The sequence below is a fragment of the Rhodanobacter sp. MP7CTX1 genome (assembly GCF_014205795.1).
In the GTDB taxonomy this organism is placed as follows: Bacteria; Pseudomonadota; Gammaproteobacteria; order Xanthomonadales; family Rhodanobacteraceae; genus Rhodanobacter.
The window spans coordinates 91,505-111,377 of record NZ_JACHCN010000003.1 but is presented as its reverse complement, the minus strand read 5'-3'; the positions used below and the strand labels follow the sequence as shown (position 1 = coordinate 111,377).

The 19,873-nt window shown below is 61.9% G+C and carries 22 protein-coding genes; 11 read left to right on the top strand and 11 right to left on the bottom strand.

The features are described from left to right. The first annotated feature begins 48 nt into the window (after nt 1-48). Entirely contained in the window at nt 49-570 is a 522-nt protein-coding gene (locus HDE77_RS05305) for a 3-hydroxyanthranilate 3,4-dioxygenase (protein ID WP_184416127.1), read from the top strand. 253 nt (nt 571-823) lie between these two features. Here the strand turns inward: HDE77_RS05305 and HDE77_RS05300 are convergent, their stop codons facing one another. Next, on the bottom strand, nt 824-1,351 hold the full coding sequence (locus tag HDE77_RS05300) for an NUDIX hydrolase (protein WP_255482558.1): 528 nt from the start codon (nt 1,349-1,351) through the stop codon (nt 824-826). 67 nt (nt 1,352-1,418) lie between these two features. Between HDE77_RS05300 and HDE77_RS05295 the strand changes: the two genes are divergently transcribed. Together HDE77_RS05295 and HDE77_RS05290 are read left to right on the top strand one after the other, a co-directional pair. Next, nucleotides 1,419-3,026, top strand: a complete 1,608-nt coding sequence (locus tag HDE77_RS05295; protein WP_255482557.1) for an amino acid permease — start codon at nt 1,419-1,421, stop codon at nt 3,024-3,026. 70 nt (nt 3,027-3,096) lie between these two features. After that, nucleotides 3,097-4,545: an amino acid permease gene (locus tag HDE77_RS05290; RefSeq protein ID WP_184416125.1), complete on the top strand. Its 1,449-nt coding sequence runs from the start codon at nt 3,097-3,099 to the stop codon at nt 4,543-4,545. Nucleotides 4,546-5,025: 480 nt separating this feature from the next. Here the strand turns inward: HDE77_RS05290 and HDE77_RS05285 are convergent, their stop codons facing one another. Then, nucleotides 5,026-5,358 carry a high-potential iron-sulfur protein gene (locus HDE77_RS05285; protein WP_184416124.1) on the bottom strand — a complete coding sequence of 111 codons (333 nt, stop codon included), beginning with the start codon at nt 5,356-5,358 and terminating at the stop codon, nt 5,026-5,028. A gap of 171 nt (nt 5,359-5,529) precedes the next feature. Here HDE77_RS05285 and HDE77_RS05280 point away from each other — a divergent pair, with 171 nt between their 5' ends. The 8 genes from HDE77_RS05280 to HDE77_RS05245 all read left to right on the top strand — a co-directional run bounded on the left by HDE77_RS05280 (nt 5,530) and on the right by HDE77_RS05245 (nt 11,657). Further along, entirely contained in the window at nt 5,530-6,180 is a 651-nt protein-coding gene (locus HDE77_RS05280) for a methylthioribulose 1-phosphate dehydratase (RefSeq protein ID WP_184416123.1), read from the top strand. Continuing rightward, nucleotides 6,177-6,734 carry an acireductone dioxygenase gene (locus HDE77_RS05275; RefSeq protein WP_184416122.1) on the top strand — a complete coding sequence of 186 codons (558 nt, stop codon included), beginning with the start codon at nt 6,177-6,179 and terminating at the stop codon, nt 6,732-6,734. The genes HDE77_RS05280 and HDE77_RS05275 overlap by 4 nt, the downstream gene beginning before the upstream one ends. Nucleotides 6,735-6,862: 128 nt before the next feature. Further along, nucleotides 6,863-7,549, top strand: coding sequence for an acireductone synthase (gene mtnC, locus HDE77_RS05270; RefSeq protein ID WP_184416121.1), 687 nt, complete (start codon nt 6,863-6,865; stop codon nt 7,547-7,549). Nucleotides 7,550-7,570: 21 nt separating this feature from the next. Next, nucleotides 7,571-8,605: a C13 family peptidase gene (locus tag HDE77_RS05265; protein WP_184416120.1), complete on the top strand. Its 1,035-nt coding sequence runs from the start codon at nt 7,571-7,573 to the stop codon at nt 8,603-8,605. Nucleotides 8,606-8,822: 217 nt separating this feature from the next. Continuing rightward, nucleotides 8,823-9,275 (top strand): MarR family transcriptional regulator, encoded by a 453-nt coding sequence (locus tag HDE77_RS05260; protein WP_184416119.1) that lies wholly within the window; start codon nt 8,823-8,825, stop codon nt 9,273-9,275. 87 nt (nt 9,276-9,362) lie between these two features. Beyond that, nucleotides 9,363-10,001: an isochorismatase family protein gene (locus HDE77_RS05255; protein WP_255482556.1), complete on the top strand. Its 639-nt coding sequence runs from the start codon at nt 9,363-9,365 to the stop codon at nt 9,999-10,001. A 2-nt stretch (nt 10,002-10,003) separates the two neighbouring features. Then, a complete protein-coding gene (locus HDE77_RS05250) occupies nt 10,004-10,336 on the top strand; it encodes a hypothetical protein (protein WP_184416118.1) in 333 nt (110 codons plus the stop codon). Next, on the top strand, nt 10,305-11,657 hold the full coding sequence (locus tag HDE77_RS05245; RefSeq protein ID WP_343206061.1) for an MFS transporter: 1,353 nt from the start codon (nt 10,305-10,307) through the stop codon (nt 11,655-11,657). Before HDE77_RS05250 ends, HDE77_RS05245 begins: the two co-directional genes overlap by 32 nt. A gap of 156 nt (nt 11,658-11,813) precedes the next feature. Here HDE77_RS05245 and HDE77_RS05240 read toward each other — a convergent pair whose 3' ends face one another. From HDE77_RS05240 to hisD, 9 genes are all read right to left on the bottom strand, one after another. Continuing rightward, on the bottom strand, nt 11,814-12,566 hold the full coding sequence (locus HDE77_RS05240; protein WP_184416117.1) for a nuclear transport factor 2 family protein: 753 nt from the start codon (nt 12,564-12,566) through the stop codon (nt 11,814-11,816). Between the two features lie 182 nt (nt 12,567-12,748). After that, nucleotides 12,749-13,417 carry a MarC family protein gene (locus HDE77_RS05235; RefSeq protein ID WP_184416116.1) on the bottom strand — a complete coding sequence of 223 codons (669 nt, stop codon included), beginning with the start codon at nt 13,415-13,417 and terminating at the stop codon, nt 12,749-12,751. A 150-nt stretch (nt 13,418-13,567) separates the two neighbouring features. Then, entirely contained in the window at nt 13,568-14,227 is a 660-nt protein-coding gene (gene hisIE / locus HDE77_RS05230) for a bifunctional phosphoribosyl-AMP cyclohydrolase/phosphoribosyl-ATP diphosphatase HisIE (RefSeq protein WP_184416115.1), read from the bottom strand. 19 nt (nt 14,228-14,246) lie between these two features. Next, nucleotides 14,247-15,017 (bottom strand): imidazole glycerol phosphate synthase subunit HisF, encoded by a 771-nt coding sequence (gene hisF, locus HDE77_RS05225; protein ID WP_184416114.1) that lies wholly within the window; start codon nt 15,015-15,017, stop codon nt 14,247-14,249. Continuing rightward, entirely contained in the window at nt 15,011-15,739 is a 729-nt protein-coding gene (gene hisA / locus HDE77_RS05220) for a 1-(5-phosphoribosyl)-5-[(5-phosphoribosylamino)methylideneamino]imidazole-4-carboxamide isomerase (protein ID WP_184416113.1), read from the bottom strand. The genes hisF and hisA overlap by 7 nt, the downstream gene beginning before the upstream one ends. Beyond that, complete coding sequence (hisH, locus tag HDE77_RS05215; RefSeq protein WP_184416112.1) at nt 15,736-16,326, bottom strand: imidazole glycerol phosphate synthase subunit HisH; 591 nt, start codon at nt 16,324-16,326, stop codon at nt 15,736-15,738. The genes hisA and hisH overlap by 4 nt, the downstream gene beginning before the upstream one ends. Then, nucleotides 16,323-17,390: a bifunctional histidinol-phosphatase/imidazoleglycerol-phosphate dehydratase HisB gene (hisB, locus tag HDE77_RS05210; protein ID WP_184416111.1), complete on the bottom strand. Its 1,068-nt coding sequence runs from the start codon at nt 17,388-17,390 to the stop codon at nt 16,323-16,325. Before hisB ends, hisH begins: the two co-directional genes overlap by 4 nt. A gap of 91 nt (nt 17,391-17,481) precedes the next feature. Beyond that, nucleotides 17,482-18,549: a histidinol-phosphate transaminase gene (hisC, locus tag HDE77_RS05205; RefSeq protein ID WP_184416110.1), complete on the bottom strand. Its 1,068-nt coding sequence runs from the start codon at nt 18,547-18,549 to the stop codon at nt 17,482-17,484. Beyond that, on the bottom strand, nt 18,546-19,868 hold the full coding sequence (gene hisD, locus HDE77_RS05200) for a histidinol dehydrogenase (RefSeq protein WP_184416109.1): 1,323 nt from the start codon (nt 19,866-19,868) through the stop codon (nt 18,546-18,548). The genes hisC and hisD overlap by 4 nt, the downstream gene beginning before the upstream one ends. Between the last annotated feature and the right edge of the window lie 5 nt (nt 19,869-19,873).

The window sequence follows — 19,873 nt, the reverse complement described above, 5'->3', positions numbered from 1 at the left end:
GGCAACGGCAGCGTTATGGTGTCCAGACCACTTCATGGATAACCTCGCATGGCCCTGCTACCGCCGCTCGACCTCCAACGCTGGATCGACGAACATCGTCACCTGCTGAAGCCGCCCGTCGGCAACAAATGCATCGTCGACGGCGACTTCATCATCATGATTGTCGGGGGCCCCAACGCGCGCACCGACTACCACCACGACGAAGGCCCGGAATTTTTCTACCAACTCGAAGGCGAGATGGTGCTGAAGGTGCAGGACGATGGCCATGCACGCGACATCCCTATCCGCGCTGGCGAGATCTTCTACCTGCCGCCGCGGGTACCCCATTCGCCACAACGCATGCCCGCTTCGATCGGCCTGGTGATCGAGCGTCGCCGCGTCAATGGTGAGAAAGATGGCTTGCTGTGGTTCTGCGAGCGCTGCAATCACAAGTTGTATGAGGAATATTTCACGCTCGACAGCATCGAGCACGATTTCCCGCCTGTGTTCGAACGTTTCTACGGCTCGCACGAAGCGCGCACCTGCGATGAATGCGGACACCTCAACCCCGCACCAGCGAAATACCTGTAAGAGCGAACCCTGTGCACGATGGCTCCTGTGGGAGCGACTTCAGTCGCGATGCTCTGGCTTTGGCTTGCTGTTTTAAAGCCCAAGAGCGTTTCGTCCTTTTGCGGAGGGCGAAACGCTCTTAGAGCTCTTAAACAAGCTTGCCAAATAGCAAAGCCAACCCAGAGCATCGCGACTGAAGTCGCTCCCACAAAGGCTGCTCTCATAAAGGATTTCGCGCACACGACCTGCCCGGCCGCGGCGCGAGGCTCCAATACTAAGTGCGCGCCAGCCACTTGCGCGCCATTCGCCGCAGCGACGCATCGAGAGTCTCGTCGACGGCCACTTCGGCCACCGATCGCCACGCCAAGGCATGGGATTCCTCATTGATCGTGAAGCTTTCGTCCGAATCAGCCCGCACGACATAACGCACGTCGTAATGCCAGTGTTCCGGCTCGTTTGCGCGACCTGGAATGCAGTGCCTGTCCAGATCGAAGATGCCACCTTCAACTCGCAGATCGATCACCCCGGTCTCCTCCTGCGCCTCGCGCAACGCCACCCGCGCCAGATCGGGATCGCCGTCGGCATGGCCGCCCGGCTGCAGCCATAACCCCAGTTTGCGGTGATGCATCAGCAGCACGCGCGCGCCGTCGGCGCTAACCAGCCATGCCGAACCGGTGAAATGACCGGCCGGGAAGCGACGCTCGAAAACCGCCGAATCGGATCGAAGAAACTCGCTGAAAGTCAAGGCAGACGTGGCCTCATCGGGCCAGCGCAACGCGTACGCATCCAGGCGGGCGTGCATCTGCGAAAAATCTGAGGGCATGGGCAAAGGACACTTCGAGGGATGGTCATGATAGCTGCGGCGCAGCTTGTCCCCCTTCTTCCGCTCCGTTATGGTTACCCGTCACGTCAGCCCGGCATGCCACGTTCATCGTGGCCCAGATCGGGCGCCGTATTTGCCTTCAAGGGGGTCTTACATGCTTTTCAAACGCGTCAAGCCGATCGAGCAGATCCTAGCAACAGCGGAAAAAAAGGGGCTGAAACGCCAGCTCGGTGCCTTTCAACTGACCCTGCTAGGTATCGGTGCTGTTATTGGCACCGGCATTTTCGTCCTGACTGCTGAAGCTGGCCAAAAAGCCGGACCCGGCATGATGATCGCCTTCGTCATCGCGGCCACCGTCTGTGGGTTGGCCGCGCTCGCCTATGCCGAACTTGCGGCGATGGTCCCCGTGTCTGGCTCGGCCTACACCTACACTTACGGCGTGCTGGGGGAGTTCGTCGCCTGGATCGTCGGATGGGCCCTCGGCCTTGAGTACGGTATCGGCGCGGCGGTCGTCTGCGTTGGCTGGTCCGGTTACATGAACGGCTTGCTGGCGCAAAGCAATTTCCTGGGTGGTGCGTTTGCGTTACCGGAGTACCTGCGCACGGGACTCTATGCCGGTGGATCGTTCAATCTGCTGGCTTTCATCATCGCCCTGCTGGTGACCGTATTACTGGTGATCGGCACCTCAAAGAGTGCACGCGTCAATGCCGTGCTGGTCAGTATCAAGATCATCGCGTTGACGGCTTTTGTTGCGATCGCCGTGCCAGCCGCGAAGACCGCGAACTTCCACCCGTTTCTGCCCGGCGGCTGGGGTAGCCCACTCGGCGGCGTAGGCGTGCTTGGCGCGGCGGCTTCGATCTTTTTCGCTTATGTCGGTTTCGACGCTGTATCCACCGCAGCCGAAGAAACGAAGAATCCGAACCGCAATATTCCGATCGCACTGATCGGATCGCTGACGATCTGCACGATCTTCTATCTGCTGGTGGGATATGGCGCAGCGGGCTCGGTCGGCGCACAGCCGATCCTCGGATCGAATGGCATGCCACTTGACCCGGGCGGCCCGGAAATGGCCGCGGCCTGCGCACATTCTCAGGCGCTCGTCTGCAGCAAGGAGCCGCTGGCTCATGTGCTGCGGGTGCTCGGCTGGTCGAAAATGGGAGACTGGATCGGCATCGCCGCCATCCTCGCTTTGCCGTCAGTCATCCTGATGATGATGTTTGGACAGACGCGTATCTTCTTCACCATGTCGCGCGACGGCCTCCTGCCGGGCGTGCTCTCGACTGTGCACAAGCGCTTTCATACGCCGCACATCATTACGATGGCGACCGGCCTTGTTGTCGCATTCTGTTCCGCGCTATTCCCGGTCGGAAAACTCGCCGACACGTCCAATTCGGGCACCTTGCTGGCGTTTGCCATGGTGTCTTTGGGCGTGCTGATTCTGCGCAAGCAACAGCCGAACCGCCCGCGCCCGTTCCGCACACCCATGGCATGGGTGGTTTGCCCACTGGCCGTGCTTGGCTGCCTCTTGCTATTCGTGAACCTCAGCCTGACTGCAAAGCTGGTCTTCGTTATCTGGGCAGCCATCGGCCTTGTCTTCTATTTTCTTTACGGTTACCGCAAGAGCCACCTGGCCAACGGCACCGAACCCAGCTGAAGTCGCTGTTCATTGAATGACCCATCAACCGGCACGGTGATACCGTGCCGGTGTCATATCCGGAATGCCCATGCTCAAGCAGTTACTCTCGCGCAAGACCGATTTTTCGAATGCCGAGGACCGTGACGGTCCAGCCCTGAAGCGAACGCTGGGTCCCTGGGGCCTCACTGCCCTGGGCATCGGCGCCGTGATCGGCGGCGGCATCTTCGTAATCACAGGCCAGGCTGCTGCTGAGCACGCGGGACCGGCGATCATCCTCGCTTTCGTTATCGCCGCCATTTGCTGCAGTTTCACTGCCCTCTGCTACGCCGAATTCGCCACACTGATCCCGATGTCGGGCAGTTCGTATTCCTACGCGTACGCCACCCTGGGCGAACTGGTCGCGTGGTTTATCGGCTGGAACATGGTGCTGGAATACGGCGTATCGGCGTCGGCGGTCGCGGTCAGCTGGACCGGCTATTTTGTCAGCCTGCTCGATCACATCGGCATCCATTTGCCCACCGTACTGACGAATGCGCCGCTCGCCTACATGGACGGCCACCTCGTGACGACGGGCGCGCTGTTCAATCTGCCCGCGGTCGCGATCGTGCTCGCACTGACCTGGCTGTGCTACGTCGGCATCCGGGAATCCAGCGGCGCGAATCTCGCGATGGTGATCCTCAAGGTCAGCCTGATCGTGATCGTGATCGTCGCCGGCTGGCACTACGTGAACCCGAGCTACTGGCATCCCTTCATTCCCACGAACCAGGGTCCGGAAAAGTACGGCTGGTCCGGCATCATGCGGGCAGCAACGCTGGTGTTCTTCGCTTATATCGGCTTCGAGGCCACTTCGACCGCGGCACAGGAAGCCAAGAATCCACAGCGCGACCTGCCGATCGCCACGCTGACCTCGCTGGCGATTTGTACTGTTTTGTATATTGGCATCGCCGCGGTGATTACCGGACTGCTTCCCTTCGACCAGCTCGGCACGGCCGAGCCGGTGGTAACGGCGGTCAGGGCGCATCCGGAACTTGGCTGGCTGCGCTGGCTGGTCGAAGTCGGCGCGCTGATTGGCCTGTCGTCGGTGATCCTGGTGATGATCATTGCGCAACCGCGCATCTTCATGATCATGAGTCGCGACGGCATGCTGCCAAAGGTGTTCTCCCGAATCCACCCGCGCTATCGCACCCCGCACATCAACACTGTCATCACCGGTATCGGCATCGCGGCGCTGGCGGCCGTGTTTCCGCTCGATGTGCTCGGCGATCTTGTTTCGATGGGCACGCTGATTGCGTTCGTCGCGGTCTGCGCCGGCGTGCTGATCCTGCGTCGTACCCAACCCGACCTGCCACGCACGTTCCGCGTGCCGTGGGCGCCGGTCACCTGCGTACTGGGCGTGCTCAGCTGCCTGGGTTTGCTGTATTGGGAAAACTGGTACCAGTGGTTGATGCTTGGCATCTGGACGGTGATCGGCATGGCGATCTATTTCGGCTACGGCCGCCGGCACAGCCTGCTGCGGAACGCATCTCCGGCTGAATGAGCCGAAAAGGCGCCATTTGTATCTAATGACGCCAAACACTCGCGAAAATGACCGATATTCGCCGATCAGGCGGAAGCCACTTCAACAGGTCGTTTTTCTGATATTGATCGACAATAATCGCTCAAGTTATTGTTTTTAAAAGATTTAACGAGAATTTTTCGATAGAAATTTGGGGCCTGACCGCCCATTCTCCCGCGGCGGGAGTATCATCTTCAGTCCGCGGGTTGATCACTTGGCAGTGGGCCCCGGATCGCCGCTCGGCGCGTCAGGTCAAGGTCAGCTCCTCAACTTGGCGCGTCGAGCAGCACTTTTAGCGAAGCACTTCTTCGCACCCGCGACTCCCTCGCGCACCGCTATCTTCTCTCCCGCAAATTGACCACACGCATAGCGTGCAACACGCATGCGCGTCTCGCGCAAACAAGAAGGCCGACAAGATGTCGGCCTTCGAGCAGTCAGGTGATGGACGCAATCAGGCGGTGATCATGCCGTCTTCGGCGTGTGCGATACGCACCAGCCATTCGCACTCACCGACTTGCCCGGGAACAATTGGCACGGTCCGCGACCAGTGGGGCCGCCGGAATAAAACTGGCAGTTTGAGCATGAATTACCGGCTTTGTGCTTCGGGTCAGTGGTCTTGCTTGCGTCGTCCACATAGCCCAGCGCCTTGGCGGTCGGATCGGCATCCGTCACCGGCGGCAGATCGGCAGCCCGCGCGAAACGCGGAAGACCACCCATGACTGCAGCGATCACCGTAGTGCCGGCTGCCACCTTGAGGAAGCGACGGCGTGACTCGATATCTTTTTCGTTCGACATGGGCAAATCTCCGTTGATGATGGTGATCCACGCCAGCGCACTTGCGCTGTATCAGCGCGATAGTACGCCCGCCGGTGAAATCGTTCCTGACTTGCGAGAATGAATCTCATTCCGGCTGGGTGGCGACCCGCCACATGGTATAGTTGAGGCTCATTTGGACGTCCAAACATCATGAGCCAAAGCCTGCCTGCCACGATCCCTGCCAGCCTGTTCGAGTCCTGTGCTGACGCCATCGCGGACACCGCGCGCGAACTGGCCGCCCTCGGCTGGACGCCCGCCACCAGCAGCAACTTCTCGATGCGGATCGACGCGGATCACGCCGCGATCACCATCTCCGGCCGCCACAAGGGCCGGCTCGGCCGCGACGACATCATGCTGATCGACATGCACGGCCATGGCGTCGGCACCGATGCCCGACCCAGTGCCGAAACCGCCCTGCACACCCAGATATATCGGCGTTGGCCGGATATGTGGGCGGTACTGCACACCCACTCGCGCACGCAAAGCGTGGCTTCGCGACTGTTCGCCGGCGACGGTGTCATTCGCCTGCAGGGCTGGGAACTGCAGAAGGCGATCTCCGGCTATACCACCCACGACAGCGTGCTGGAGATCCCGGTGTTCCCGAACACCCAGCACATGCCCGAGCTGGTCGCCCGGGTCGACGCCTGGCTCGACGCGGGCAAGCCGCTGCACGCGTACCTGATCGACGGCCACGGCATCTATACCTGGGGTCGCGACATGGCCGAAACCCATCGCCATCTGGAAGCGCTGGAGTTCCTGCTTGGCTGTGAGCTGGATCTGAAAACATTGAGGGCATCATGAGCCGCCTGCGCATCTTCGACGAGACACAATCACAGACACCACTGGCCGTTTATCACGATCATGCCGCCATCGCCCATGAGCTGGGCAAGGTCGGCGTGCGCTTCGAGCAGTGGGCGGCCAGCCAGCCGATTGCACCGGGCGCCAGCCAGGATGAAGTGATCGCCGCCTACCACGACGACATCCAACGTCTGAAGGACGAAAAAGGCTATCAGGCGGTCGACGTGATCAGCCTTGCACCGGACCATCCCGAGCGTGCCGCGCTGCGCCAGAAATTCCTCAGCGAACATACGCACAGCGAGGACGAAGTCCGCTTCTTCGTCGCGGGCTCCGGTCAGTTCACCTTGCATATTGCCGGCAAGGTCTACGACATATTGTGCGAACAGGGTGACCTGATCGGCGTGCCCGACGGCACCCGTCACTGGTTCGACATGAGCGAGTCGCCCTACTTCGTGGCGATCCGGCTGTTCACCAACAAGGACGGCTGGGTGGCACAATTCACCGGCGATGGCATCGCCCAGCGTTTCCCCCGGATGCTCCCGCATCAGGTGGCCTAAGACCAAGGCGAGCGCGGGATGGTGACTGGGTGACGGCGCGGGCACCGATCGACCGAGGTGCGAAGCCGTTGACGCAGCGTTGCGCGCCATTCGTTTATGCTGCGCATCCCTTCCCCGTACCTGCCGTCATGATCGAAATCCGCGCCATCGTCACCGATATCGAGGGCACCACCAGCTCGATCAGCTTCGTCCGCGACGTGCTTTTCCCGTATGCGCGCAAACGGCTGCCGGCGTTTATCGAAACCCATGGCGACCTGCCTGAAGTACAGCACTGGCTGCACGAGGCTGCCGTCGAAGCTGAGCTGGTCGAAGCGAGCCGTCAGGACATCATCGAACTGCTTCTGCGGTGGATCGACGAGGATCGCAAGTCCACCGCGCTGAAAGCATTGCAGGGCATGATCTGGAAAGACGGCTACGAGGCGGGCGACTACCGCGCCCACATCTACCCCGAAGTCGCCGCACGGCTGCGCGGCTGGCGCGCCGATGGACTGCACCTGTATGTCTATTCCTCCGGCTCGGTGCCCGCGCAGCAGCTGTTTTTCCGATACAACGAAGCAGGCGATCTGACGCCATTGTTTGCCGGCTACTTCGATACCGAAACCGGTCCGAAACGCGAGGCCGAGTCCTACCGGCGCATTGCCGAGGCGATCGGCGAGCAGCCCGGACACATCCTGTTTCTGTCCGACATCGAGCAGGAACTCGATGCGGCTCAGGCAGCGGGATTCCATACGGGCTGGCTGATTCGATCGCCGCTCGAAGCGCCAGCCACGCCGGCGCATGCCGTGTACCACGATTTCGACGCGATCAAACCCTGAAGCTGCCCCGCGAGCCTGCCCATGCGTAGTGTCCTGACCATCCTGCTCGCTTTTGCCGCCGGCGTGCTGCTGATGCTGTGGCTACCCCGCCGTCCCAGCGTACCCGCCGTCAGCGCTCATGCGGTATCCGCAACCACAGGCACGCTGGCGCCCACCAACAGCGCCCCCGCGGACTCGGCATCGACGGATAGCGACACGACTAGCGGAGACGACTGGCCAAGCGCAGGCCCCTCACCAGAGCAGGTGCTTTACTCGCAACCGCGCATGGTCCGCGAGGCACTCGCCAAGTTGACCCCGCGCGTGGCGGGCAAGCCAAATCTGTATCTGGTGACGTTTGCCGGCGACGGCGGCGAAGACGTGTTCCGCAATGAGGCCGAATACGCCAGCCAATTGTTTGCCGGACGCTTCGGCGCCACCGCGCATACCGTGGTGCTGGAAAACAATCCGGATTCGCTGGCGACTCACCCACTGGCCAGCTGGAGCAATCTTGAAGATACGCTCGATGGCCTGGGCAAGGTGATGCAGCCGGATCAGGACATCCTGATGCTCTACGTCACCAGCCACGGCGATCAAGATCACAACCTGCTGGTCGACATCGATCCGCTGCCGCTCGACCAGATCGGCGCCACGGATCTGCGCGGCATCCTGGCCAAGCATCCGTTCAAATGGAAAGTGGTAGTCATCAACGCCTGCTACTCGGGCGGCTTCGTACCGCCATTGCACGGCCCTGGCACGCTGGTGCTCACCGCCGCCCGCACCGACCGCAGCTCGTTCGGCTGCGGTAGCGATTCGGACATCACTTATTTCGGCAGGGCGTGGCTGGTCGATGCGTTGAACCAAACGCCGGATTTCGTCGCGGCGTTCAAGCAGGCCAGCGGTGAAATCAAGCAGTGGGAACAGCGGGACAAGCTGACGGCGTCAGAACCGCAGATCGATATCGGGCCCGGCATCACCGAGCAACTCGCCTTGTGGCGCAAGGGATTCACGGCTGGCCCGGCGGTAGCATTCAAAGCGGCGGCGCCGGCACCTGCCAGCACGGCAGCAGCAACGAGATAGTCCACGCGGGCCTCTTGCAAACCACGAGGTGCGCAAGCTCTGTTGATGTTCGATGTCTGCTCTGGACCTGAGCGGATGTCCTGGTTGCGTCCAGCCATAGTCATCCAATAGCTCATTCTTCCTGGCCCGGGCGGCTTGACACCGCCCTGTTGCGCGCGCACCATGCATTAATGAAGGTATCCTTTGTAGTTTTCCTTCCTATTTGCAGGCGACACTGATGAGCAAACGACCAAACGATCCAGTGGCGGCCCGCGCGCTGGCAGTGGCAGGCGAACTTCGCGTTCTGATCGGCAAGCTGAAGCGGCGACTACGTGCAGAGGCACATCTGGGAGATTTCACGTGGTCACAGGTGGAGGTCCTCACCCGGCTGGAGCGCGAGGGTCCGACGACGGTGACCAACCTCGCACGCGCTGAAGGTGTGCGGCCGCAGTCGATGGGCGAGACGCTTTCAGCCTTGAAGACCGCCGGCCTCGTGAGCGGCGCACCAGATCCGACCGACGGGAGACAAACGGTTTTGTCTCTTACCCCTGCGTGCCGCGAACTGATCCGAGCGGGCCGGGCGGCACGCGAGGATTGGTTGTTCCGTGCCATTCAAACAAAGCTCGCGCCTGCGGAGCAAGAAGAACTCGCGCGCGCCGTCGAGCTGCTCACACGCATCGCCGATTCGTAGCCATAACCTCGGCCCGATCCCTGCCACGCGGCGGAGAAGCTGCGCGTTCGTGGGTCACCAGCCACACGGCGCCGAACCTGCCGACTCATGCCTTCGATTGAAGTTGCCTGGCACGCCCCTTCCCCGGTTCGCGGCATCCCCAACCACTTCAAGGAGAACCTCATGGCGCTAACTACTCTCGACCCGAAGACCGCTCTGATCGTCATCGATCTGCAGAAGGGCATCGTCGGTCTCACCGCGGCGCATCCCATCGACGGAGTCGTGAAGCAAGCGAGCGCGCTGGCCACTGCATTCCGCCATCACGGCCTGCCCGTCGTGCTCGTCAACGTTGACGGTGGAGCACCGGGCCGAACGGAACAGTCTCGCCGCATTGGAGAACTTCATGCCGACTGGGCCGAGCTTGTCCCCGAGCTCAACCAGCAAGCAGACGATCACACAGTGACCAAGCGGACGTGGGGAGCGTTCACGGGCACGGACCTCGGTGGGCACCTGAAGAAGCTGGGCGTCACGCAGGTTGTTATCGTCGGCGTATCGACCAGCGCCGGCGTGGAATCGACCGCGCGTCACGCGCATGAGCAAGGGTTCAACGTCACCCTCGCTATCGACGCCATGACGGACATGAACCCTGAGGCCCACATCAACAGCGTCACGCGGATCTTCCCGCGACTGGGTGAAACCGGCACGACGCAGGAAGTCATCGACCTCCTCGACAAAAGGAGCGTCTGACGATGGCATGGGTTCACTACGCATCGTATTTTTTTGGTGGTGCATTGCTCACCAACGCTATTCCGCATTTTGTCAGCGGCGTGATGGGGCGTCCGTTTCAAAGCCCCTTTGCCAAACCGCACGGTGTGGGACTTTCTTCTTCGACAGTCAATGTGTTGTGGGGCTTCTTCAACTTGGCTGTCGGGTACGTTCTGATATGCCGCGTTGGAAATTTTGATTTGCGTTCCACTTCTGATGTAGTTGCAGCGGGATCAGCTGTCCTTCTCATGGGCGTGATGATGGCGCGCATGTTCGGACGGTTTCATGGCGGCAATGCGCCGGTCATTCATGAGTGAGATGAAAGGCACCTTCCGTTCGCTGAGCCACTACAACTATCGCGTATGGGCCAGCGGCGCGATCGTGTCAAATATTGGCACGTGGATGCAGCGCACCGCCCAGGACTGGATCGTGCTCACCCAGCTCACCCACAGGAACGCGACCACGGTCGGTGTCGTGATGGCGCTCCAGTTCGGTCCTCAGCTGCTGTTGCTGCCCGTGACTGGCTTTGCGGCCGATCATCTCGATCGGCGAAAACTCCTGATCGCCACTCAGGCGTCCATGGGTCTGCTGGCGCTGGGACTGGGTATCCTCACCGTCGCTGGACTCGTCCAGCTGTGGCATGTCTACGTGTTCGCGTTTCTGCTCGGATGCGTCGCCGCATTCGATTCGCCCGCGCGCCAGACATTTGTCGCCGAGCTGGTCGACGAAGCTCACTTGTCGAACGCCGTGGCGCTGAATTCCACATCGTTCAACGCCGCACGGATGATCGGGCCGGCCATCGCCGGCGCGCTTATCGCCCTCGTCGGCTCAGGCTGGGTGTTCCTGATCAACGCGGCCTCGTTTGCCGCCGTCATAGGCTCGCTCACTTTCCTTCGTGTCAATGAACTTCATCGTGGCAGCAAAGCCGTCCGAACCCCCGGCAGTCTCGTCGAAGGTTTTCGGTACGTCTGGAAACGACCCGACCTGAAAGCTGTCCTTCTCATGCTTTTTCTGATCGGAACATTCGGCATCAACTTCCCGATCTTCATCTCGACCATGTCGGTCACTGTCTTTCACGCCGGAGCGCGCCAATACGGGCTCTTGACCTCGATGATGGCCATCGGATCCGTCACCGGTGCCCTGCTGGCAGCGCAACGAGGCAAGCCTCACATCGCGCTTCTGCTTGCCGCTGCGGCTGTCTTCGGCTTCGGCTTCGTGTTGGCGGCTGTGATGCCAAACGTTGGGCTGTTTGGCCTCGCACTCATCGTCATTGGCGTGTCCACACAGACGCTCACCACATCGACGATCAGCCTGGTGCAACTATCCACCGAACCCGCCATGCGCGGACGCGTGATGGCGATCCTGCTGGCGATCGTCCTGGGCTGTACCCCACTTGGCGCACCTCTGGTGGGCTGGGTGGCCGATACGTTCGGCCCGCGCCGGGCATTGGGTGTCGGCGCAGCCTCCGGTTTTGCCGCCGCGATCGTGGGGATCCGTTACCTCGCGAAGTACCACCACCTGCGCGTGCGTATTGACGCCGGGCGACTTCGCATCAGCATGGATGACGGCGAGGCGATAGCTGACTCGCGCCCATCCGAACCGACCGTAGCTGAGCAGGAGGTCAAGTTGATCCGCTAGAAGGGTTCTGGATTAGAGGGGTTCTGGATTTGCCCGCTGATTGATCGGGCCGGAAATACTTCATGCGCATGCCCCTTCGGCTTCGCTGCGCTACGCTCAGGGCGAACGGCGCCTGAGTTCAGGGCGCACGGTTCAAACGACAATTTGTGGGCCAGATCAATGGTTCGATTGATCAGCGACTTCTCTGGCAAGACGCAGGTCGTTGAACTTGCGCCGCTCGACGAGTGCGTTGACCTTACCCTTGGCGTCGCGGCGAAAGATCAGCACGTTTCGCTCGTCATCGCTGCCCATGAACACATCCTTTGCAATGGGCTCAAGCACATTGGCGGTCGCGCCTGGTTTGGTGACGTAGCTGAGCACACCATGGTTTTCGCTTACCGTCCACGCACGCTCGGGGGCGTAGCGATAGCTGCCGATATAGTCGCTGAGCACCAGATCGGCGACGGCCAGCTTCGGTGGCGCCGTGGGCAAGGTAACGTCTTCGTAGCCGGCAAGCTTCCAGGCGCCTGCCTGTTTCACGAACGTGAACAACCCTTCGTAGCGCACCACAAAGTTCTGCCCGAACACGGTTTCCCGTTCGTACTCCTCTGCCTGCAGAATCGCCGTGTCGCCGTACTGCTGCACGTGGGGATCGCGCAACTCGATGCTGCCTGAAAAGCCGCTGGGAAGGGGTCGCAGAGAGGCTACCGTATCGGCCTTGTGCGTGATACGGCCAAATTCGTCGATGATGACCGCGTCGTCGGTAAGCGCGTTTTGCCAAACGGCCTTGTCTCCTGTTGGGATCGCATCGTCCAGCGCCTGGGTGATCTGCAGCAGTTCATCGCGCAGTGGCTTCGGGGCTTCGGCAGCTCGTGCCGACGAGGCCAAAGCAGCAAAGATCAACAGGAGTCCGAGCGATCGCATGCGCATGACGATGTCCCCAAGGATCGGGCATAGCATGCGCCGCCGCCTGGCCCCACGCCTGTGCATGAAGTCACTCCGCGTCCATTGAATCCAACCATGATCTCAATGGCTGGCTTGGGATCCGAAATGCGCGAACACCCACGCATGCCCCTTCGCCACACTCGTGAACGTTCCGCGCACGGCACTGGCTACTTCCATGGCACCGATGCAAGCAATCCCGAAAGACCGATCCAGCACAACTGCATGCCGATGCAGAAGATCACAAAGGCAAATAGTCGCATGGCGACCTGGGTGCCAACGGTGCCGAGCAACCTCTCCAAGGCGCCCGCAAAGCGCACGCATATGTAGATACTCGCACACAGGATGATCAGCGCCGCGCCCACGCCCAAAAAGTGTCCCGCTGATGGTCCTTCGCTCGGCGTCCCGGTGCCAAGCGCGATGGCTACGGCAATTGAACCGGGGCCCACGGTGAGTGGCAACGTCAACGGATAGAACGCCTTGGAGCTCAATGAGCCAAGCTGCTGTTGGGTCTTCGTCACCTGAGTTTTATCGTTGTTATCGTCGTCGTCAGGTCGGTTCAGCAGGTTCCAGCCAGCCATGGCGATCACTAGGCCACCCGCCACCCGGAGCACGGAAATCGAGATACCGAAAAACGACAGCACGTAGGCGCCGATCAACAACGATCCGAGCAGAATCGCAAAGCTATTCGTGGTGATGCGCCACGCCAGCTCGGCCCGCTCCCCCACTGTCGCGCGGGGAATCATGCTCAACACGATGATCCCGGAAGCCATCGGATTGATGATCGGAAACAGTCCAGTGACGAGCAACAGAACGGTCTGAACGAAGTCATGCAGCATGGCTATGTCCTTCCGATGAACCATTGAATGTAACGTCCGACGCTGCAAGGTTGACCTTGCCTACGCGGTACCCACCCGTCCATCCCAGCGTATCCCAAGATCGTCAGACCCGCTAACTCCTGGCTACCGCAATCAAGGCCGCCAAAGTTCTCATCGGTGCTCGCTGTGTGCGGCATGCCGCGTGGCCAACAACGCCACGACGTCGGTCAGCGATAGTCCTCGCGCACGTAACACCACCGTGAGATGGAAGATCAGATCGGCCGCCTCGCCGAGCAGCTCGTGGTCATCCTGCGCCACCGCGGCGAGCGCCGTCTCGACACCTTCTTCGCCGACTTTCTGCGCCATGCGACGAACGCCGCCGTCAAACAGCTTCGTGGTGTAACTGCCCTGCGGGCGCTCGGCATGCCGTTGCGCGACCAGCGCATCGAGTTCGGCGAGGAACCCGAGTGGTGGCTGCACGCCTTCGCCGAAACAGCTGGACGTGCCCAGGTGGCAGGTCGGGCCGTGCGGTTCGGCCTGCACCAGCAACGTATCGGCGTCACAGTCGATACGAATCGATTTCAATGCAAGAACGTGACCGGAGCTTTCGCCCTTGGTCCACAGGCGTTGCTTGCTGCGACTGTAGAACGTCACCTGGCCGGTGCCCTGAGTGTGTGCCAGCGCGTCGGCATTCATGTAGCCGAGCATCAACACTTCGCCGCTGAGCCAGTGCTGGACGATCGCCGGCAGCAGGCCTTCGCCCTTGGCCCAGTCGAGACGACTGAGATCGGAATTGTCGAGACGACTGATGTCGGTATTGGAATCGCTCATCGCTGGTTTTCCTTGATGCTTACAGGCGGACCGCTACGTCTTGCCCGTGCAGATAGTGCTTAAGCTCGGGTATCGCGATCAGGCCAGAATGGAACACGCTGGCGGCGAGCGCGCCATCAACGTCGGCCTGGGCGAACGCATCGCGAAAGTGCTCGGCCGCACCGGCGCCGCCGGACGCGATCAGTGGCACATGGCAGACCGCACGAGCCGCGGACAACTGCTCCAGATCGTAGCCATGGCGCACGCCGTCGCTACCCATGCAGTTCAGCACGATCTCGCCAGCGCCGCGTTGCTGTGCCTCGACCATCCAGCGCAGTGTTTGGCGCGACAGCGCCTGCGTCTTCGTGGGGTCGCCGGTGTACTGGCGCACGCGCCATTCGCCGTCCGCATCACGCAGCGAATCGATGCCGACCACTACGCATTGCACGCCGAATGCAGCGGCCAGTTCGTCGATCAGACCAGGGCGTTCCAATGCGGGCGAGTTCACCGAAATCTTGTCCGCACCGGCGTGCAGCACCGCCCGTGCGTCGTCAACTGAACGGATGCCGCCTGCAACGCAAAACGGAATATCGATCACCCGCGCGACCCGCTCCACCCAGGCACGATCGACGCTGCGCCCCTCGGGACTGGCAGTGATGTCGTAGAACACCAGTTCATCGGCGCCTTCGTCGCGGTAGCGCAGGGCCAGCTCGACGATTTCGCCCATCACCACGTGGTCGCGAAAACGCACGCCCTTGACGACCTTGCCATCGCGGACGTCCAGACAGGGAATGATGCGGCGGCTCAACATATGAGTGCCTCTTCCACCGTGAAACGGCCCTCCAGCAATGCACGGCCGAGAATTACGCCCTGCGCACCGGCCTCGCGTGCGGCGCGAATGTCATCCAGCGAGCGCACGCCGCCGGATGCCTGCACGGCCAGCAGCGGCACGCTGTCGGCAAGATGGCGATACAGATCGAGATTGAAACCGGCCAGCATGCCGTCGCGCTCGATGTCGGTGCACAGCAAATGATGGGCACCGCGTGCGGCGTACCACGGCGCGAGTTCGTCGAGCGTACGCGTTTCGCTTTCGGTCCAGCCGGCACTCGGAAGTGTCCAGCAGCCATCGATATGGCGCGTATCGAGCGCGATCGTCAGACGTTCTGCACCATGCTTGGCTAGCCAGCCGGCGACGAGTTCAGGATCGCGGATCGCCACGCTGCCAAGCACCACACGGTGCACACCCGCGTCGAACAGGCGTTGCACATCGTCTTCGCCACGCACGCCGCCGCCGGCCTGGATCTGCATGCCGCCGCCGGCGATTGCCTGGATCACCGCGAGATTTTCGAGGTTGCCGGAACGCGCACCATCCAGATCGACCAGGTGCAACCAGCGCGCGCCGGCATCGGCATAACGCTGCGCCAATTCGCGCGGATCGGCCGCATAGGTCGTCTGCTGTGCGTAGTCGCCCTGTTTCAACCGCACCACGCGGCCGCCACGCAGATCGATCGCGGGAATCACATTGAAAGTCATAGTTCGAGAAAATTCTTCAGGAGCTTCGCGCCGACAGCCGCGGAACGCTCCGGGTGAAATTGCATACCGTGGAAATTATCGCGCGCGATCACGGCTGAGAACTCGCCGCCATAGTCGGTCGTGGCGAGACTGTAGTCACCCACCGGCACCGCATAGCTATGCACAAAATACGCCTGGTCGTCAGCGCTGAGTCCGGCGAGCAAGGGATGCGATTGTTGCGCGACCAATCGGTTCCAGCCCATGTGTGGTATGCGCAAGCCGGGCGCTTCGGCAAAACGGCGCACCGACGCGGGAATCAGGCCAAGGCATTCGGTATCGCCCTCCTCTGAATGCTTACACAGCAGTTGCATGCCCAGACACACACCGAGCACCGGCTGGGTCAGTGAACGCAACAGGTCGACCAGTCCGAGCTCACGCAGCCGTGCCATGCCAGGGCTCGCTGCACCAACGCCCGGAAGGATCACCTTGTCGGCCGCACGTATCGACGCGGCATCTGACGTGAGCGCCGCATCCACGCCGAGCCGTTGCAAGGCATAGCGCACGGAGCCAATATTCGTCCCGCCTGCATCGACCAGCACGACGCTCATTGCAGCGTTCCCTTGGTGCTGGGCAGCTCACTGCCTTCGCGACGGAGCGCCTGCCGCAGCGTGCGCGCGACAACTTTGAAACACGCTTCGACCATGTGATGTGCATTTTCGCCACGCACGGTCAGATGCAGATTCGCGCCCAGCGTCTCGCACAGCGAGCGGAAGAAATGCGGCACCAGTTCGGTCGGCACATCACCCACGCGTTCGCGCGGGAAGCTGCCTTCGAACAAGAAGTACGGCCGCCCGGACAGGTCCAGTGCCGCACTCGCCTGCGCCTCGTCCATCGGCAGCGTGAAACCATAGCGACCGATGCCGCGCTTGTCGTCCAGAGCCAGCTTCAGCGCCAGGCCCAGCGCGAGTGCGCAGTCCTCGATGGTGTGGTGCTCATCGATGTGGGTGTCGCCATCGCAACGAAGTTCCAGCGCGAAGCCGCCGTGCTTGCCGATCTGCTCCAGCATGTGATCGAAGAACGCGAGTCCGGTGTGCACCTTCGGCTCGGCGACCTTGTCGAGATCGACACTGACCTTGATGCGGGTTTCCTTCGTGTTGCGCTCGACGGTTGCAGTACGTGGCGCATCCAGCAACTGATGCGCGAGCTCATTCCAGCTCACACCTTGCGGGCCGACACGGAAACCGCGCACACCCATGTTCGCGGCGAACTGCAGATCCGTCTCGCGATCACCGACCATGCCCGAAGCCGCGCGGCTCCAGCCATCGTCGGCGAGATAGTGACGCATCATGCCGACGCCTGGCTTGCGCGTGTCTTTGCCCTCGTGCGGAAAGCTTTGGTCGATCAGCACTTCGCGAAAGGCAATCCCCTGCGAGGCAAGGATGCGCATCAGCAATTGATGCGGCCCGCTGAAATGCAGCTCGGGAAAACTGTCCGTGCCGAGGCCATCCTGATTCGTCACCATCACCAATTCGTAGCCGGCGGCGACGAAACGCTGCAACGCAGCGATCACCCCGGGCAGCAGAGCGAGCTTTTCGTAGCTGTCGATCTGCTGGTCGGCCGGCTCTTCGATAAGGCAACCGTCGCGGTCGACGAAAAGTATCTTGCGGCTCATGCGTTCACCCCGCCTGTGGGAGCGGCTCCAGCCGCGACGGGTCTAGCTTGAGGCTGCATCGTTCGCGACTGAAGTTGCTCCCACGAAAGGCTCAAGCGCATGTCGTTGCCTCCTGCAGGACGGCGAGCACGCGCGCATTCTCCGCTGGCGTGCCGATCGTGATGCGCAGCGCATCATCGAGGTTTGGATAACGGCGCACGTCGCGTACCACGATGCCAGCGGCAAGCAACCGTCGATAGATGATGCCGGCATCATCGAATCGTACGGCGAGAAAGTTCGCCTGCGAGGGAAGTACTTCTCGTACACCTGGCAGACGGCACAGCGCGTCGTGCATCAAGGCGCGCTGCTCGCGCACGATAGCCAGGTGTTCGCGCGCACTGACCTGCCCTGGCACCGACAACGCAGACAGCGCGGCGGACACGCACGGTAACGGCAGCGGGTATGGCGGCATGATCCGACGTAGCAGCCCGATGACTTCGGCGTTCGCCAACAGACTGCCGATCCGCGCGCCAGCGAGTGCCCAGGCCTTCGACAAGGTACGCAACACTGCGACGTTTTCGTACTGATCAATCAACTCGGCGACACTGCCTGTATCGGCAAACTCCACATACGCTTCGTCCACCACCAGCAACGCACGACCGGCCAAGGCCTGCGCCAGGCGCTCAACATCAGCTCGTGGTATGCACTGGCCGGTGGGGTTGTTCGGCGTGCAGATGAAGACCAGCTTCACCGCCGGCGTCAGCGCGGTGAGTACGGCGTCGACGTCCAACGTGAAGTTGACAGCCAGCGGTACCTCGATCACACCGGCGTTCTGGATCTGCGCGCACACCGCGTACATGCCGAAGGTGGGCGGCTGGATCAGGATTGCGTCCTCGCCGGCACGGCAGAAGGCACGCACCAGCAGATCGATCGCCTCGTCGCTACCGCGACCTACGAGAAGCTGCTCACGACGCACGGCATAGAGGTCGGCCAGCGCATCGACCAGCGCAGCCGGCTGCGGTTCGGGATAGCGGTTGCAACCCAGACCGCTGTCGCCCAGCGGTGCCCACGCCGATTCGTTCGCGTTGAGCAGAACCTGCCCGCCACTGGCCTCCATGCGCGCGGAGGAATACGGCTGCATGGTGCGAATTTCCGCCCGCGCGAGATCAAGCACGCTCATGTCGGGCTCCCGGACGACATGCGCTCCAACGCCGCCAGCCGCAATGTGACTGCACGACGATGCGCTTCCAACTGCTCGGCCGCGGCCAGTGTCGCTGTACATGGGCCGATTGCACGCAGCCCATCCGCACTCACTTCCTGCACGGTGATCTGTTTCTGATAGCTGGCCACGGATACGCCGCTATAGCTGCGCGCGTAGCCGTAGGTCGGCAATACATGGTTGCTGCCGCTGCAGTAGTCACCTACCGATTCGGGCGTCCACGCGCCAAGGAAAATCGAGCCGGCGCTGTCGATGCCATCGAGCAACACGCGCGGCTCTGCCACCTGCAGGATCAGGTGCTCCGGCGCGTAACGATTGCTCACGTGGAGCGCCTGATCCAGCGATTCGACCAGGATCAGCCTGCTCTGTGCCAGGGCCTGCCTGGCGATGTCAGCGCGGGGTAGTTCGGCGCATTGCCGATCGACCTCTAGTGCCACTTTGTCGAGCAATGCGGCGGACGGACTCAGCAAGATGACCTGCGAATCCGGCCCGTGCTCAGCTTGCGACAGTAGATCGGCAGCGACAAACACCGGGCTGGCATCGGCGTCGGCGATCACCAGCACTTCGGATGGTCCGGCCGGCATGTCGATTGCCGCGCCATCCGGGTCGGCGGATACCTGCAGCTTCGCCTCGGTGACCCAGGCATTGCCCGGTCCGAACAGCTTGTCGCAGCTGGGCACCGACGGCGTACCGTAAGCCATTGCGGCGATCGCCTGTGCGCCGCCGAGCTTGAATACCCGATGCACGCCAGTGAGGCGCGCCGCATACAACACCGCTTCGTCACAACGCCCGTCGGCGCGCGCCGGTGAGCACAGTACGACCTCGCGACAACCGGCAAGGCGGGCGGGCACGCCAAGCATCAGCGCGGTCGATGGCAGCGGCGCAGTGCCGGCCGGTACATACAGGCCAACGCGAGTGATTGGGCGAAGCATCCGTTCCACCCGCACGCCTGGCGCGGTATCGACGGCTATCGGCTGCGGTGCGGTGGCGCGGTGGAAGGTCTCGATCCGTTCGGCCGCCTCGTGGATCGCCGCTTTCAGTGCCGGGTCGAGTGCCGCCTCGGCAGCCGCGAACTCCGCTTCATCAACCTCAATCGCTCGCAGCGTGCAGCGGTCGTATTTCGCGCTGAGTTCCAGCAGCGCCGCATCACCGCGCTCGCGGACCGACGCGATGATCTGTTCGACCCCACGACGCAGTTCGTCGGCACGTGATTGCGCCGGGCGTGCCAGTGCCTCGCCGCGCGCGGCCTCATCCAGTGCGCTCCAGTCCAGGCGCTTCATGCGAG